Genomic DNA, 13,207 nt, shown 5'->3' with positions numbered 1-13,207 from the left:
CGTCCGCTGGAGCAAAACTGGCGTTCAAGACATCGGGGCCTGTCCGCCACGATCAAGGTCGAGGCCATCCGACCACCTCCCGCGCATCCCTCTCCACCATGCTCAGCATGATCCCCCTCTCCCTCCCGGAGAGAAGAAAGGATTTCCATGCCCCTCTTCCCCCGTCTGCGGCGGCGACCCGCCGCGCCTGAAATCAAGGACTCGCGCGCCGCGACCCTCGTGGCGGTGACGACCGCCGGGCGGCCGGTGTGGACGCCGAGGGACTATGAGAGCCTCGCGCGGGAGGGGTTCGCGAAGAACCCGGTGGCCTATCGTTGTGTGCGGATGATCGCCGAGGCGGCGGCGTCCGTGCCGCTGACGGTGTTCGCCGGGGGGAAGCGCGCGGATGACCATCCGCTGCGGCGGCTGCTGGATCATCCGAATCCCGAACAGGGCGGGCCGGACCTGCTGGATGCCTTCTTCGGCACGCTGCAGGTCAGCGGCAACGGCTATCTGGAGGCCGCGGGGGAGGGGCCGGGCGAGCTCTACGCCCTGAGGCCCGACCGGATGAAGGTGGTGCCGGGGCGGCAGGGCTGGCCGCAGGCCTATGAGTACGGCGTGGCCGGGCGGTCCGTACGGATCGGGCGCGACGCCGACGGCTGGCTGCCGGTGCTGCATCTCAAGCTGTTCAACCCGGCCGACGACTACTACGGCGCCAGTCCGCTGGAGGCGGCGGCCTTCGCCATCGATGTGCACAACGCGTCGGGCGCCTGGAACAAGGCGCTGCTCGACAATTCGGCCCGGCCGAGCGGGGCGCTGGTCTATGCCAACTCCGAGGCCGGCGACCGGCTGAGCGAGGCGCAGTTCGAGACGCTGAAGGCCGAACTGGAGGCGCGAACGGGGCCGGCGGCGGCCGGGCGTCCGCTGCTGCTGGAGGGCGGACTGGACTGGCGGCCGATGTCGCTGTCTCCGGCCGATATGGATTTCATCGCCGGCAAGCATGCGGCGGCGCGGGAGATCGCGCTGGCGTTCGGCGTGCCGCCGCAGCTGCTGGGCATCCCCGGCGACAACACCTACGCCAACTTCCGCGAGGCCAACGGCGCCTTCTGGCGACATACCGTCGTGCCGCTGGCCGAACGGGCCGCGCGGGCGCTGACCGGCTGGCTGGGGGCGAAACACCCAGGGGCGCGTATCGCCTGCGATCTGGACGCCGTGCCGGCGCTGTCGGCCGAGCGCGATGCGCTGTGGGCGCGGCTGGAGGCGGCGACGTTCCTGACGCCGGACGAGCGGAGAAGGCTGGCGGGGCTGGAAGGGTAGCAATCCGCTCCGGCTTCGCGGGGAGGAAAGGAGACTTGCATGACCACCCCGCGCCCACGCCCGGACCGTCAGGTCACCCTGGCCGTCATCATCACCATCGCCATCCAGGCCGGCGGGGGGCTGATCTGGGCCGGGCGGGCGTCGGCGCGGATCGATGACCTGCAGCGGCGCGTCGACAGCCAGGGCGAGACCGCCGAGCGGCTGGCGCGGCTGGAAGAACAGGTGGCCGCCACGCGGATCACGCTGGAGCGGCTGGAACGCCGGCTGGAGACGGGAGAGCTGTGATGACCGGAGACACAGAAATCAGCGGCTACGCCTCGCTCTTCTGGACGCGGGATCTCAATGACGACGTCGCCGCGGCCGGCGCGTTCGGCGCCTCGCTGGCGCGGACCGGGGGCAGGGGCGTGCGGATGCTGTGCCAGCATGACGGGGATCACCCCGTGGGGGTCTGGGACGAGATTATCGAGGACACGCGAGGGCTGTTCGTCCGTGGACGGATTATAGACGCGACGCCGCAGGGTCGGCTGTGCGCGGCCCTTGTGCGGGCCGGGGCGATGGACGGACTGTCGATCGGCTTCCGCGCGGCGAAGGCTCGGCCGGACGGGACGGGCCGCCTGCGCGTGCTGACCGAGGTCGAGCTTTGGGAGGTGTCGGTGGTGACGTTTCCGATGCTGCCCGGGGCGAGGATCAGCGCCGTTGTCCCTCTCCCGGCGGGAGAGGGAGGGGCCCGGCGCGCCAGCGACGGGAGGGTGAGGGATTACGCCCTCGCCGGTTAGCACCCCTTCGACACCGTAACCCCTCAACCTCCCATCCTGCTTCGCCAAGGCTTCGCAGGACGGGCCCCTCCTTCTCCCGATGGGAGAAGGGATTCAAACTGGAGACACCATGAAAGAGACCAAACACGCGGCGGCGGAGCCCGCCGCGCGGGCCGCCATGCATGAGATCATGGCCGCCTTCGAGGCGTTCAAGGCCGCCAATGACGAGCGGCTGGGTGCGCTGGAGAGCAAGCGCGCCGACGCCCTGCTGGAGGAGAAGGTCGCGCGGATCGACGCCTCGCTGCAGGCGGCGCAGGGGCGGATGGACCGGGCCCTGGCCGATGGCCGTCGCCCGGCGCTGGCCGGCGGCGAGGGGCGGGTCATCGTGCCCGACGAGCGCAAGGCGGCCTGGGACGGCTATCTGAAGACCGGCTCGTCCTCGCTGCTGATGCTGGAAGCCAAGGGGCTGTCGGAGGGCGTGCCGACGGCCGGCGGCTATGTCGCGCCGCCCGAGACCGAGCGGCTGATCGAGCGACGGCTGCAGATGTCCTCGCCGATGCGCGACATCGCCACCGTGCGGACCATCGGGGCCGGTGTGTTTCGCAAGCCCGTGAGCACCGCCGGCATCGAGAGCGGCTGGGTGGCCGAGACCGACGCGCGGCCGGAGACCGATCCGCCCGTGCTGGCGCTGCTGGAGTTCCCGGCGGCCGACCTCTACGCCAGCCCGGCCGCGACCCAGGCCCTGCTCGATGACGCCTTCGTCAATCTCGACGAATGGCTGGCCGCCGAGTGCGAGGACGCCTTCGCCGGGCAGGAGACCGAGGCCTTCGTCAACGGCAACGGGACCAACAAGCCGAAGGGCTTCCTCAGCTACAGCAACGTCGCCGACGCCAGCCACGCCTGGGGCGACATCGGCTATGTGGCGTCCGGCGCGGCCGGGGACTTTGACGCGACCGACCCGGTCGACCGGATCATCGACCTGATCTACGCGCCCAAGGCCCAGTATCGGGCGCAGGGGCGGTTCGTGCTGAACCGGCGCACGGCGGCGAAGATCCGCAAGTTCAAGGACGCCGACGGCAGCTACATCTGGTCTCCGGCCACGGCGCCGGGCGCGCCTGCGACGCTGCTGGGCTATCCGGTGACCGAGATCGAGACCATGCCGGACGTGGCCGCGAACAGCTTCGCCCTGGCGTTCGGCGACTTCGCCAAGGGCTATCTGATCGTCGACCGGGCCGGGGTGCGGGTGCTGCGCGATCCCTATTCGGCCAAGCCCTATGTGCTGTTCTACACGACCAAGCGGGTCGGCGGCGGGGTTCAGAACTTCGACGCGATCAAGCTGATGAAGTTCGCGGCGAGCTAGCGGCAAGGGGACATGTACCGCCTTCGGTACGTGTCCCCTCCGCGCTCACAGCAACGGCGTGAAGCCGTTGGCTCGGTCGCAGCCGTTCACCTCGCGGGTGACCTGGGCGTCGTTGATTTCCTTCTTGTTCCAGCGGGTCAGCCAGGCCGCGCCCTCGTCGGTGACCGCCTTCGGCAGGGGTGCGCCGGCGGTCAGCAGGCCGGCCTTGATCATCACGTCCTTGGCCCTCTGCTCGAATGTTTTGGAGGACTTGAGCGCCTCGGGGTTGTCGACCGCGTAGCTGAACAGGTTGCGCACGGCCACGTAGCGCACCGCGCAGCCGCGCGCATCAAACCCCAGGAAGTCCGGCGCCGGGCTGGTGGCGGCCATCAGGACCGCGGCGGCGATCACGCCATGGATCATGTCTTCCTCCGTCGTGCGTCAGCCCCCTCCGGGCCGGTTGGTGACGCCAGATCAACCCAGATTTCACCATCCCACCCCCTCTGAAAGGGGGTCCTGGAGGTTCCATGCCCCCCATCACCCTCGCCGAGGCGAAGGCGTTTCTGCGTGTCGGCGACCCCGCGGAGGATGGCCTCGTGCAGCTGTTGATCGACGCCGCCGTGGCGCGGGTCGAGGCGGCTGCCGGTTTGACCCTGACAGAGGCGTCGCCGGCGCCGCTGCGGCTGTGCCTGCTGATGCTGGTCGCGCACGGCTTCGAACATCGCGAGGCCGGCGAGGCGCCGATCGGGCTGATCGAACCGTGGCTCGCGCCCTATCGCTCGGTGCGGCTGTGAGTATCGCGAGCCTGCGCACACTGGCCGTGCTGGAAGGCGCGTCCGAGGCCGAGACGGTGTTCGGCGGCCGCAACCGGACCTGGAGCCAGGTCGCCGCCCTGTGGATCGACCTGAAGCCGCTCGGGCATCGCGAAGCCGGCGACGGCGGGACGCGGCCGGCGCTGATCGAACGGGCCGAGGCCGAGGCGCGGGCGCATGCGTCCGCGGCGCGCGGTCAGCGGCTGAAGGCCGGCGGCGAGCCCTGGCGCGTGGTGGCCGTGACGCCGTCGCGGACGGCGCGGGGGCGGATGGTGCTGAGCCTCGAAAGGAGCTGGCCATGAGCCCGGATCTGGCGCTGCAGAAGGCGTTGCTTGAGCATCTGCGGGCCGATGCCGATCTGGCGGCCCTGCTCGGCGATCCGCCGCGTGTGCACGACCAGGCGCCGGCCGAACCGGTCTGGCCGCTGGTGCTGTTCGGACGGACCGAGACAAGACCCTGGGGCGGGCTGGAGGGCGAAGGGCTGGAGAATGCCCTGACCCTGACGGTGCTGTCGCGATTCGACGGGGCCGAGGAGGCGAAGGCGATCGTTGCGGCCTTGCGCGCGCGGCTGCACAACGCGGCCCTGACGCTCGAGGGCTGGCGGCTGGTCAATCTGTGCGTGACCTATGGCGACGTGTTCAGAACCGCCGACAGCCGGAGCTTCCACGGGGTGCTGAGACTGCGCGCCGTGACCGAGGCGGCCTAGGTTATGAACTCGATGTCGCGATAGAGCATGAACAACGAGCGCGGACCGTCTACCGGGCGGTAGACGCCTTTCGCCCCGGTCAGCTGGGCGGCGATGGCGGCCATGCCCCAGCCCAGGTTGGTCATGTCCGTCGTCTTCAGGCGCGGCGCCATCAGCGGCTCTATGCCGTGCGTCTCGCCCCAGGCCTTGACCTTCAGGACGTCCTCGATCGCCTCCCGGGGCCACCAGGAGCCGGCCCAGGCCCAGAGGAAATCCACGTCGGTCGCGGCGATGAGCTGGAATTCCGCCCTCACGCGCGGCCGGCCCTTGTGGCTGAAGATCAGTTCCCGGGTTGCGATGTCGTAGTCGAACCGCTCCCAGGCCATGATTCCGTATTTGGCGTTCAGCGCCTCGTTGAGGTCGGTCAGGTCGCGCACCGCCTCGCGCATGAAGGTCTGGAAGTCCGCCTTCGCCAGCGCCGCCCGTTCGTCCGCCACTTCCATTTCTGTCCCCCTGACCTGTCGGAGCCCAGCATGGCTGCTCAACGTGGAAAAGACATTCTGCTCAAGATCGGCGACGGGGGCGAGCCCCCGGGTTTCGTGACCGTTGCGGGCCTGCGGGCCCGCACGATTTCGCTGAACGCCCGAAGCATCGACGCTACGGACGGCGACAGCGCGGGGCGGTGGCGCGAGCTGCTGGCCGGGGCCGGCGTCAAACAGGCCAGCGTGTCCGGCGCCGGGGTGTTTCGCGACGCCGACTCCGACGCGCTGATCCGCGAGGTTTTCTTCGCCCAGTCGGCGCGGGCCTGGCGGTTGATCGTACCGGACTTCGGGGTGCTGGAAGGGCCGTTCCTGGTGGCTGCGCTGGAATACGCCGGCGAGCACGACGGCGAGGCGACCTGGGCGATCACCCTGGCCTCGGCCGGGGAGATCGCGTTCGAGGCGCTGTGAGATGGCGGCCAATGGCGCGCGCGGCGAGGTCGAGATGGTGCTGGCCGGGCGACCGCGCCGGCTGTGCCTGACGCTCGGGGCGCTGGCGGAGCTGGAGACGGCGTTCGCGGCTGACGGCTGGGAAGACCTGGCCGGGCGGTTGCGCGGACTGTCCGCGAAGGATCTGACGGTGGTCCTGGCGGCGCTGCTGCGCGGCGGCGGCGATGAGCCGGGGGATCTGGCGCAGGTTTCGCTGGACGAGGCCGCGCGGGCGATCGCGGCGGCCTTCACCGCGGCCGGGTCGTGACGACGTCCTGGCCGGCGATGCTGCGGCTGGCCCTGACCCTGAACATCGCACCCGAGGCTTTCTGGCGGCTGTCGCTGAAGGAATGGCGGGCGCTGACGGGTGAGGGCGCTGTCGAGGTCCTGACCCGCGCGGGGCTGGAGGCGCTTGCGATCGCGCATCCGGACTGACGGGCCATGACGGTGTGGAGATGGGACCATGAGCGACTTCGATCCCGGCGGGCTCGACGCCTTGCCGCACAAGGCCGCCGAAGCGACGGCCGCGCTGGAGGCGTTGCGCGAGCCCGCGCGACGGGCGGCTGACAGCATCGACGTGGCCTTCGCCCGGGCGGGCGAGAGCCTGAGCCGGTCGCTGGCGCGGGCGGCGGCGGACGGCAAGGTCAGCCTTGCCGAACTGGCCCAGGCCGTGCTGACCGCCGTCAACGCGGCGGCCGGGCAGGGCGGCGGCGGGCTGTCGGGCGTCGTGTCGGCGGTCCTGAAGGGCGGCTTCGCCGGCGCGCGGGCCAGCGGTGGCCCCGTAACGGCCGGCGGGGCCTACCTCGTCGGTGAGCGGGGTCCCGAAGTGTTCCGCCCGGCCGGCGCGGGTTCCGTAGATCCGGTGACCGGGGGCGGCATGACCATCAACGTCACCGTTCAGGGTGGCGCTACCGAAGGGCTGGCGCGGTCCGACGCCCAGATCGCCCAGGCCCTGGCCCGGGCAGCCAGCCTGGGCGCGCGCCGTCTGTGAGCGTTCGTCGCGTTGACATGGCCGGCCGCGCCTCTAGCGTGGCCGGCGGATCAGCGGGGAATGACATGACCGATTTCAACCGTGGCGCGCCCGCGCCGGCCAACGGCATGGCCATCGCCTCGCTGGTGCTCGGGATCGTGTCCGTCCTGATCGTATGGATCCCGATCGTGGGGATCCTAGGCACGGCCATGGCCCTGATCGGTCTGGTGCTGGGAATTATGTCCCTGCGCCGGCTTGAGGGGCGTGGCCTGGCGATCGGCGGCATTGTCTGCGCCGGCATCTCGCTGGTGATCACGGCCCTCTATCTGATGGCGTTTCTGGCCGTGATCGCGGCGGCGGCGAGCAACGCCAGCTAGGCGATCGCCGTCGGGCCCGGCTCCGGGCCATAGCGGTTCTCGCCGGGCTGGGTGTTCGACACCCCGATCCAGATCAGGAAGCCGAAGCCGATCACGAAGGCGGCGAGGAAGAACAGGAACATCCCGCCAAGGCCGGCCATGACGGCCGCCATGACCTGGGTGTCGTTCGCGTCGGCGATGCCGGCCATGATCGCCGGGCCCGCGACCGAGACAATCGCGCCGATGACCAGAGCCGGACAGCCGATGAGTGGAATGACCTGCAGGAAGCCGCTCTTGCCCATGTCGTGCAGGCGTTTGGCCGTGATGCAGACGTTGCAGTAGATCGTCACCAGGCTCAGCGCCCAGCCCACCAGCGGCACCCAGCCGAGCACGACGTTGACGCCGAGCAGCACGAGCCAGCCGATCCAGAAGGATTGCCGACCGATGCGGCCGTCCGGCGAAAAGAACAGCGTTTTCCAGTCCATGTGAGTCGCTCCCAGGTCCCGCGCGGACGGTAGACCCGCGTTCTGCGAACGAACAGGGGCGTAACCATGAGGAATTTGTCATGGCCTTTGATGAGGTTCGCCTGCCCGCGCGCCTGGCGTTCGGCTCCACCGGCGGCGTCGAAAGACGCACCGAGGTCGTCACCCTGGCGTCCGGGTCCGAGCGGCGATCGACGCCCTGGGCGCATGGCCGGCGGCGCTATCTGATCGGGGCCGGGGTGCGGTCGCTGGATGACGCCGCGACCCTGGTCGCCTTCTTCGAGGGGCGGCGGGGGCGACTGCACGGTTTTCGCTTCCGCGACTTCACCGACTTCAAGTCCTGCGCGCCGTCCGGGTCCGTGAGGCCGACCGACCAGCCGCTGGGCGTCGGCGACGGCGAGGCGCTGGTCTTCACCCTGACCAAGACCTACGCCGATGTCGCCCGGCCGATCGCAAAGCCTGTCACCGGGACGGTGCGCGTGGCCCTGGACGGGGACGAGACGACCGACTTCACCGTCGATGTCACGACGGGGCAGGTGACCTTCGCGACGGCACCCGCCGCCGGGGGCGTCCTGACTGCCGGGTTCGAATTCGACACGCCCGTGCGGTTCGACACCGACCGGATCGACGTGACGCTGGAAAGCTTTGATGCCGGTCGGGTCGTGGCCGTGCCGCTGATCGAACTGCGGATCTGACCCATGAAACCCATTCCTTCGGCGCTGGCCGCCCGGATCGAGTCCGGCCCGGCGACTCTGGCGCATGTCTGGCTGCTGACCCGCCGTGATGGCGCGCGGCTGGGCTTCACCGACCATGATCGGGAGCTGGTTCACGACGGTGTCGTCTGCCGCGCCGACAGCGGCTGGATCGCCGGCGCGGCCGACAGCCGGCTGGGATTCTCGCCCGGCGGGGCGGCGGCCAGCGGCGCGCTGGACAGCGATGACCTCGCAGAAGCCGACATCATCGCGGGGCTGTACGACGGCTGCATCGTCGACTGCCGACGGGTCGACTGGTCGGAGCCGACACTGTTCGCCGGGCTGTGGTCGGGGACGATCACCCGGCTGAAGTGGGAGGGCGGGGCGTTCGTCGCTGAAATCGAGGGGCCGCTGGCCGCGCTCGACCGGGTGGCGGGCCGTACCTATGGCCGGCTGTGCGACGCCAATCTCGGTGACATCCGTTGCGGCATTGACGCCGACCATCCCGCCTTTGCAGCGGGGTGCGACAAGCGCGCGTCCACCTGTCGGGAAAGATTCAATAATCTCATGAGCTTCCGGGGGTTTCCGACCATTCCGGGCGAGGATTTCCTGACGGCCTATCCGGCCAAGGGGGAGCGGCACAACGGGGCGTCGCGTCGTGGATAGGCGGGCCGTCGTCGTCGAGGCGCGGTCCTGGATCGGCACGCCCTACCGGCACCAGGCGTCGCGGAAGGGCGCCGGGTGTGACTGCCTCGGTCTCGTGCGGGGTGTCTGGCGATCATTGTACGGCGAAGAGCCAGAAGCGCCGCCGCCCTATGCCGCCGACTGGGCGGAGACGGGCGGGCGCGAAACGTTGCTGGAGGCCGCCAGACGGCATCTGGTCGAGATCCCCGTCACGGCCTGGCGGCCTGGCGATGTGCTGTTGTTCCGCATGAGCCCTGACGCCTGTGTGAAGCACTGCGCCATCGTATCGGCCGGTTCGGCGGGCGAGGCCAAGCGACGGATTGTACATGCCTATTGGGGCCGGGCCGTCGTCGAAAGCTGGCTCGGGCCGTGGTGGATGCGGCGGCTGGCCCATGCGTTTTCCTTTCCAGAGATGAGCGACTGACATGGCCCAGGTGATCCTCGGCGGCATCGGCGGCGCGATTGGCGGCCCCCTGGGCGCGGCGCTGGGCGCGGCCGTCGGCGGCGCGCTCGACCGGGCCGCCATCGCCAGTCTGCAGCCGGCGCGGCAGGTCGGGCCGCGTTTGCGCGAGCTGCATCTGATGGGCGCGGCTGAAGGCGCGCCGATGGCCGCCGTGTTCGGGCGGGCGCGGGTCGCCGGCCAGGTGATCTGGGCCGCGCGGTTCAAGGAGAAGCGCATCGAACGCCAGGCCGGCGGCGGGAAGGGCGGCCCGCGAACGGTCGAGTACCGCTACAGCCTGTCGTTCGCCGTTGCCCTGTGTGAGGGGCCGATCGATGGCATTGGCCGTGTCTGGGCCGACGGCAAGCCCATGGACCTGGGCGGGGTGACGATGCGGCTTCATCGCGGGACCGAGGACCAGACGCCCGACCCCCTGATCGAAGCCGTCGAAGGGGCCGCGCCGGCCTATCGTGGCTGCGCCTATGTGGTGTTCGAGGATCTGCCGCTTGAGGCCTATGGCAACCGGCCGCCGCAGCTGTCGTTCGAGGTGTTCCGCAGGCCGGAGGCCGCCGCGGGGCTGGAGGAGCGATTGACCGGCGTCTGCCTGATCCCCGGGGCGGGGGAGTTCGTCTACGCCACCGATGTCGTGCATCGCCGCGATGGCCTGACCCGGCTGACAGCGGAAAACGTCAACAACGGCGACGGGCGGCCCGACCTCCTCGTCTCGCTCGACCAGCTGCAGGCGCATCTGCCGAACCTGACCGAGGTGACGCTGGTCGTGGCCTGGTTCGGGACCAGTCTCGACGCCGCTGACTGCCAGTTCCGGCCGGGCGTCGAGCTTGCCGCCAAGACGACGACGCCGTGGGCCTGGCGCGCCGGCGGGGTCGGGCGGGGCGGGGCTCATCTGGTGTCCCGGCATGACGGCGGTCCCGCCTATGGCGGCACGCCGGCGGACCGGGCCGTGCTGCACGCGATCGCCGAGCTGAAGGCGCGCGGGCTGGAGGTGACGCTCTATCCGTTCATCCTGATGGACTGCGACGGCTATCCATGGCGCGGCAGGATTTCCGGGGAAGCCACGGATATCGCAGGATTGTTCGGATCCGCTGAACCGGATGACTTCGCGGCGGACGGTCAGTCGGTCGCCTATTCAGGCCCGGGCGACTGGGGGCTGCGACGGATGGTGCTGCACCAGGCCAGGCTGGCCCAGCTGGCCGGCGGGGTGGACGGCTTCCTGATCGGGTCGGAGCTGCGGGGGATCACAACGATCCGCGACGGCGACAGCTTCCCTGCCGTGGAGGCGCTGCGGAGCCTGGCGGCCGATTGCCGGGCGATGCTCGGGGCGGAGGCGGCGATCGGCTATGCCGCTGACTGGTCGGAGTATTTCGGGCGTCAGCCGGCGGACGGGTCCGGCGATGTGTTCTTCCACCTGGACCCGCTGTGGGCCGATGACGCGATCGATTTCGTCGGCATCGACTTCTACCCGCCGCTCGCCGACTGGCGGGACGGCGAGGCGCGCGATGCCTGGGATGTCGCCTCGGGCGAGGGGTTCGACTGGTTCTATGCCACCTGGGAAGACCGCGTCGCCCGCACCCGGACTCCGATCACGGACGACGCCTATGGCGAGCCCTGGGTGTTTCGGCCCAAGGATCTGGTGAGCTGGTGGTCCAGCGCCCATCACGACCGACCTGGCGGGGTCAGGTCGCCGACCCCGACCGCCTGGGCGCCGCGGTCCAAGCCGTTACGGCTGATCGAGTTCGGCTGCGGGGCGGTCGACAAGGGCGCCAACGCGCCCAACCTGTTCAGCGATCCCAAAAGCACCGAGAGCACCCTGCCGCCGTTTTCCAGCGGCGCGCGCGATGACGAGGGGCAGCGGCGGACGCTGGAAGCCGTGCTCGGGCACTTTTCCGAAGCCGACAACAATCCGGTGTCCCCCGTCTATGGCGGGCCGATGGTCGAGGCGATGAGCGCCTGGTGCTGGGATGCGCGACCGTTTCCTGATTTCCCAGCGCGAACGGCGGTCTGGCGGGACGGGCCCAACTGGGCGACTGGGCACTGGCTGAACGGCCGGGCCGGCGCTGCGCCGCTGGCGGACCTGGTGCGGGCGCTCGCCGCTCGCGCGGGCGTGAATGTGGACCCCGGCGATGTGACCGGCGTGGTCAGCGGCTATGTCGTCGAAGCCCCGATGCGGTTGCGGGACGCCCTGGAGCCGCTGGCGCTGGCGTTCAACTTCGACGCGGCCGAGCGGAGCGGGGTCGCCACGCTGGTGCGGCGGGACGGGCCGGTCGCCGCGAGCCTGTCAGAAGACGATTTCGCGCTTCCTGAAGGCCGGGAAGCCTGTTCTGCCGTGCGGACCCTTGAGACGCCACCGGATGAGGCGCGGCTGCGGTTCATCGACGAGACGGCCGACTACCGCACCGGCGGCCTGACCGTGCGGCGGGATCCGGCGGACGGTGGCGGCGTGCGGACCCTCGACCTGCCGATCGTTGGAACCGCCGCCCTGGCCGAGCAGGTCGGACGCCGGGTGCTGGCGCGGGAGCAGGCCGCGCGGGATGGCGTGACCGCTCATCTCTCGCCGCTTGCGGCGTTGCGGGTCGAGGCCGGTGACAGGCTGACGCTGCCGGAAGACGCGCGGGTCTGGCGGGTGGCCGCGGTGGACCTGGATGAACGGCCGCGCATCGGACTGGAAGCGGCCGAGCCGATGGTGGAGGTCGTGGGCGGTAACCCGGACTGGACGCCGGCCGCGCCGACCGAACCCGCCGGACCGCCTCTGCTCTATCTGCTCGACCTGCCGCCGCTGCCCGGCGCCGAGGACGACGCCCGGCCGCTGGTCGCCGCCGGGCTGGAGCCGTGGCGCGATCTGGATGTGCATGCCGGCGTGTCGGCCGAGGCGCTGACCGTCCGGGCGCGGCTGACGCAGCCGGCCGGGGTCGGCGAGACCCTGACCGACTTGCCGGCGGGGCCGCTTCATCGACTGGATCGCGCGGGACGGCTGACCGTGCGGCTGGAGGGAGCGACGCTGGAGAGCCGCCCGCTCTCTGCCGTGCTGGCCGGCGCCAACGCACTGGCGGTGTGCGGCGCCGGCGATGACTGGGAGATCCTGCAGTTTGTCGATGCGGAGCTTGTCGATGAGGATTGCTGGACGCTGACCGGACTGTTGCGGGGCCAGTTGGGCAGCGACCCCGCGATGGGCGGGATGACTCCGGCCGGGGCGGCCGTCGTACTGCTCGGCGAAGGATTGGCGCGGGCGGAAGCGCCGCTCGGCGAGCGGGGACTGCCGCTGGTATGGCGCGCGGCGCCGGCCGGGGGACCCCCAGGCGGGAGCGCCATGACCGAGACCGTCTTCACCTTGCGCGGACTTGCTGATCGGCCCTGGAGTCCGGTCCATCTGACGCGGGAACGGGCGCCGGACGGCGCCATCCTGTTCCGCTGGATCCGGCGGGCGCGACTGGGCGGCGATGCCTGGGGCGCCGAGCCGCCCTTGTCCGAGGAACGGGAGGTCTACCGGATCGACATTCTCGACGGTGACGTCGTGGTCCGGACGGCCGAGGTCGATTCGCCGCTCTATGTCTGGAGCAATGCGCAGCAGACGATCGATTTTCCGGGCGGCGTTCCCGATCCGCTGACGGTTCGCGTGGCCCAGGGGTCATCAAAGTTCGGCTGGGGCGCCGCGACGCAGCGGAGCCTGTGGCGCTGACCGGCGAGACGCTCTATCTGAGGCGCGACGATCTT

General features: G+C 70.6%; 18 protein-coding genes and 1 pseudogene. 16 read left to right on the top strand and 3 right to left on the bottom strand.

The window, feature by feature from the left end; translation table 11 throughout:
* The first annotated feature begins 147 nt into the window (after positions 1-147).
* From ACODSL_RS01490 to ACODSL_RS01475, 4 genes and pseudogenes are all read left to right on the top strand, one after another.
* Positions 148-1,296, top strand: coding sequence for a phage portal protein (locus tag ACODSL_RS01490; protein WP_488898854.1), 1,149 nt, complete (start codon positions 148-150; stop codon positions 1,294-1,296).
* 39 nt (positions 1,297-1,335) lie between these two features.
* The gene (locus ACODSL_RS01485; RefSeq protein WP_488898853.1) at positions 1,336-1,581 is read left to right on the top strand and encodes a hypothetical protein; all 246 of its coding nucleotides are present in this window, start codon (positions 1,336-1,338) and stop codon (positions 1,579-1,581) included.
* Positions 1,581-1,994, top strand: a pseudogene (locus ACODSL_RS01480) (HK97 family phage prohead protease); the annotation flags it as partial. The gene ACODSL_RS01485 and the pseudogene ACODSL_RS01480, both read left to right, overlap by 1 nt.
* Before the next feature lie 187 nt (positions 1,995-2,181).
* Positions 2,182-3,411 carry a phage major capsid protein gene (locus ACODSL_RS01475; RefSeq protein ID WP_488898852.1) on the top strand — a complete coding sequence of 410 codons (1,230 nt, stop codon included), beginning with the start codon at positions 2,182-2,184 and terminating at the stop codon, positions 3,409-3,411.
* 45 nt (positions 3,412-3,456) lie between these two features.
* Here ACODSL_RS01475 and ACODSL_RS01470 read toward each other — a convergent pair whose 3' ends face one another.
* Positions 3,457-3,813 (bottom strand): hypothetical protein, encoded by a 357-nt coding sequence (locus tag ACODSL_RS01470; protein WP_488898851.1) that lies wholly within the window; start codon positions 3,811-3,813, stop codon positions 3,457-3,459.
* A 104-nt stretch (positions 3,814-3,917) separates the two neighbouring features.
* On the opposite strand from ACODSL_RS01470, the gene ACODSL_RS01465 reads away from it, so the two are divergent.
* The 3 genes from ACODSL_RS01465 to ACODSL_RS01455 are packed head-to-tail and all read left to right on the top strand — an operon-like array spanning position 3,918 to position 4,908.
* The gene (locus ACODSL_RS01465; protein WP_488898850.1) at positions 3,918-4,184 is read left to right on the top strand and encodes a head-tail connector protein; all 267 of its coding nucleotides are present in this window, start codon (positions 3,918-3,920) and stop codon (positions 4,182-4,184) included.
* Positions 4,181-4,504, top strand: coding sequence for a head-tail adaptor protein (locus ACODSL_RS01460; RefSeq protein WP_488898849.1), 324 nt, complete (start codon positions 4,181-4,183; stop codon positions 4,502-4,504). Before ACODSL_RS01465 ends, ACODSL_RS01460 begins: the two co-directional genes overlap by 4 nt.
* Positions 4,501-4,908: a DUF3168 domain-containing protein gene (locus tag ACODSL_RS01455; RefSeq protein WP_488898848.1), complete on the top strand. Its 408-nt coding sequence runs from the start codon at positions 4,501-4,503 to the stop codon at positions 4,906-4,908. The genes ACODSL_RS01460 and ACODSL_RS01455 overlap by 4 nt, the downstream gene beginning before the upstream one ends.
* On the opposite strand, the gene ACODSL_RS01450 is transcribed toward ACODSL_RS01455, so the two are convergent.
* A complete protein-coding gene (locus ACODSL_RS01450; protein ID WP_488898847.1) occupies positions 4,905-5,390 on the bottom strand; it encodes a DUF6882 domain-containing protein in 486 nt (161 codons plus the stop codon). The two genes, ACODSL_RS01455 and ACODSL_RS01450, sit on opposite strands and share 4 nt — an antisense overlap.
* A 30-nt stretch (positions 5,391-5,420) precedes the next feature.
* Here ACODSL_RS01450 and ACODSL_RS01445 point away from each other — a divergent pair, with 30 nt between their 5' ends.
* The 5 genes from ACODSL_RS01445 (at position 5,421) to ACODSL_RS01425 (ending at position 7,202) form a co-directional block, all read left to right on the top strand.
* Positions 5,421-5,837, top strand: a complete 417-nt coding sequence (locus ACODSL_RS01445) for a phage major tail protein, TP901-1 family (protein ID WP_488898846.1) — start codon at positions 5,421-5,423, stop codon at positions 5,835-5,837.
* A gap of 1 nt (position 5,838) precedes the next feature.
* Positions 5,839-6,123 (top strand): GTA-gp10 family protein, encoded by a 285-nt coding sequence (locus ACODSL_RS01440; protein WP_488898845.1) that lies wholly within the window; start codon positions 5,839-5,841, stop codon positions 6,121-6,123.
* Positions 6,120-6,290: a phage tail assembly chaperone gene (locus ACODSL_RS01435; RefSeq protein ID WP_488898844.1), complete on the top strand. Its 171-nt coding sequence runs from the start codon at positions 6,120-6,122 to the stop codon at positions 6,288-6,290. Before ACODSL_RS01440 ends, ACODSL_RS01435 begins: the two co-directional genes overlap by 4 nt.
* Positions 6,291-6,318: 28 nt before the next feature.
* A complete protein-coding gene (locus ACODSL_RS01430; protein WP_488898843.1) occupies positions 6,319-6,846 on the top strand; it encodes a phage tail tape measure protein in 528 nt (175 codons plus the stop codon).
* A 65-nt stretch (positions 6,847-6,911) separates the two neighbouring features.
* Entirely contained in the window at positions 6,912-7,202 is a 291-nt protein-coding gene (locus tag ACODSL_RS01425) for a hypothetical protein (protein WP_488898842.1), read from the top strand.
* On the opposite strand, the gene ACODSL_RS01420 is transcribed toward ACODSL_RS01425, so the two are convergent.
* On the bottom strand, positions 7,199-7,666 hold the full coding sequence (locus tag ACODSL_RS01420) for a DUF805 domain-containing protein (RefSeq protein ID WP_488898841.1): 468 nt from the start codon (positions 7,664-7,666) through the stop codon (positions 7,199-7,201). The two genes, ACODSL_RS01425 and ACODSL_RS01420, sit on opposite strands and share 4 nt — an antisense overlap.
* Positions 7,667-7,746: 80 nt before the next feature.
* Between ACODSL_RS01420 and ACODSL_RS01415 the strand changes: the two genes are divergently transcribed.
* Genes ACODSL_RS01415 through ACODSL_RS01400 form a run of 4 tightly spaced genes read left to right on the top strand, consistent with a single transcriptional unit; the run spans position 7,747 to position 13,172 of the window.
* Complete coding sequence (locus ACODSL_RS01415; RefSeq protein ID WP_488898840.1) at positions 7,747-8,358, top strand: phage distal tail protein, Rcc01695 family; 612 nt, start codon at positions 7,747-7,749, stop codon at positions 8,356-8,358.
* A gap of 3 nt (positions 8,359-8,361) precedes the next feature.
* Entirely contained in the window at positions 8,362-9,021 is a 660-nt protein-coding gene (locus ACODSL_RS01410; RefSeq protein ID WP_488898839.1) for a baseplate hub domain-containing protein, read from the top strand.
* The gene (locus ACODSL_RS01405; protein ID WP_488898838.1) at positions 9,014-9,463 is read left to right on the top strand and encodes a C40 family peptidase; all 450 of its coding nucleotides are present in this window, start codon (positions 9,014-9,016) and stop codon (positions 9,461-9,463) included. Before ACODSL_RS01410 ends, ACODSL_RS01405 begins: the two co-directional genes overlap by 8 nt.
* A 1-nt stretch (position 9,464) precedes the next feature.
* Positions 9,465-13,172, top strand: a complete 3,708-nt coding sequence (locus tag ACODSL_RS01400; protein ID WP_488898837.1) for a baseplate multidomain protein megatron — start codon at positions 9,465-9,467, stop codon at positions 13,170-13,172.
* Positions 13,173-13,207 lie beyond the last annotated feature (35 nt).

This window comes from Caulobacter sp. FG121 (genome assembly GCF_057809815.1).
Note: the sequence above shows the minus strand (reverse complement) of the source record. Positions and strands in the feature narration are given on the sequence as shown.

What these genes read in the sequence shown, in the direction of transcription:
- ACODSL_RS01420 (WP_488898841.1), bottom strand. Translation starts at nt 7,666, where the DNA reads ATGGACTGGAAAACGCTGTTCTTTTCGCCGGACGGCCGCATCGGTCGG.
- ACODSL_RS01430 (WP_488898843.1), top strand. Translation starts at nt 6,319, where the DNA reads ATGAGCGACTTCGATCCCGGCGGGCTCGACGCCTTGCCGCACAAGGCC.
- ACODSL_RS01485 (WP_488898853.1), top strand. Translation starts at nt 1,336, where the DNA reads ATGACCACCCCGCGCCCACGCCCGGACCGTCAGGTCACCCTGGCCGTC.
- ACODSL_RS01465 (WP_488898850.1), top strand. Translation starts at nt 3,918, where the DNA reads ATGCCCCCCATCACCCTCGCCGAGGCGAAGGCGTTTCTGCGTGTCGGC.
- ACODSL_RS01450 (WP_488898847.1), bottom strand. Translation starts at nt 5,390, where the DNA reads ATGGAAGTGGCGGACGAACGGGCGGCGCTGGCGAAGGCGGACTTCCAG.
- ACODSL_RS01440 (WP_488898845.1), top strand. Translation starts at nt 5,839, where the DNA reads ATGGCGGCCAATGGCGCGCGCGGCGAGGTCGAGATGGTGCTGGCCGGG.
- ACODSL_RS01490 (WP_488898854.1), top strand. Translation starts at nt 148, where the DNA reads ATGCCCCTCTTCCCCCGTCTGCGGCGGCGACCCGCCGCGCCTGAAATC.
- ACODSL_RS01445 (WP_488898846.1), top strand. Translation starts at nt 5,421, where the DNA reads ATGGCTGCTCAACGTGGAAAAGACATTCTGCTCAAGATCGGCGACGGG.
- ACODSL_RS01410 (WP_488898839.1), top strand. Translation starts at nt 8,362, where the DNA reads ATGAAACCCATTCCTTCGGCGCTGGCCGCCCGGATCGAGTCCGGCCCG.
- ACODSL_RS01470 (WP_488898851.1), bottom strand. Translation starts at nt 3,813, where the DNA reads ATGATCCATGGCGTGATCGCCGCCGCGGTCCTGATGGCCGCCACCAGC.
- ACODSL_RS01415 (WP_488898840.1), top strand. Translation starts at nt 7,747, where the DNA reads ATGGCCTTTGATGAGGTTCGCCTGCCCGCGCGCCTGGCGTTCGGCTCC.
- ACODSL_RS01455 (WP_488898848.1), top strand. Translation starts at nt 4,501, where the DNA reads ATGAGCCCGGATCTGGCGCTGCAGAAGGCGTTGCTTGAGCATCTGCGG.
- ACODSL_RS01475 (WP_488898852.1), top strand. Translation starts at nt 2,182, where the DNA reads ATGAAAGAGACCAAACACGCGGCGGCGGAGCCCGCCGCGCGGGCCGCC.
- ACODSL_RS01425 (WP_488898842.1), top strand. Translation starts at nt 6,912, where the DNA reads ATGACCGATTTCAACCGTGGCGCGCCCGCGCCGGCCAACGGCATGGCC.
- ACODSL_RS01400 (WP_488898837.1), top strand. Translation starts at nt 9,465, where the DNA reads ATGGCCCAGGTGATCCTCGGCGGCATCGGCGGCGCGATTGGCGGCCCC.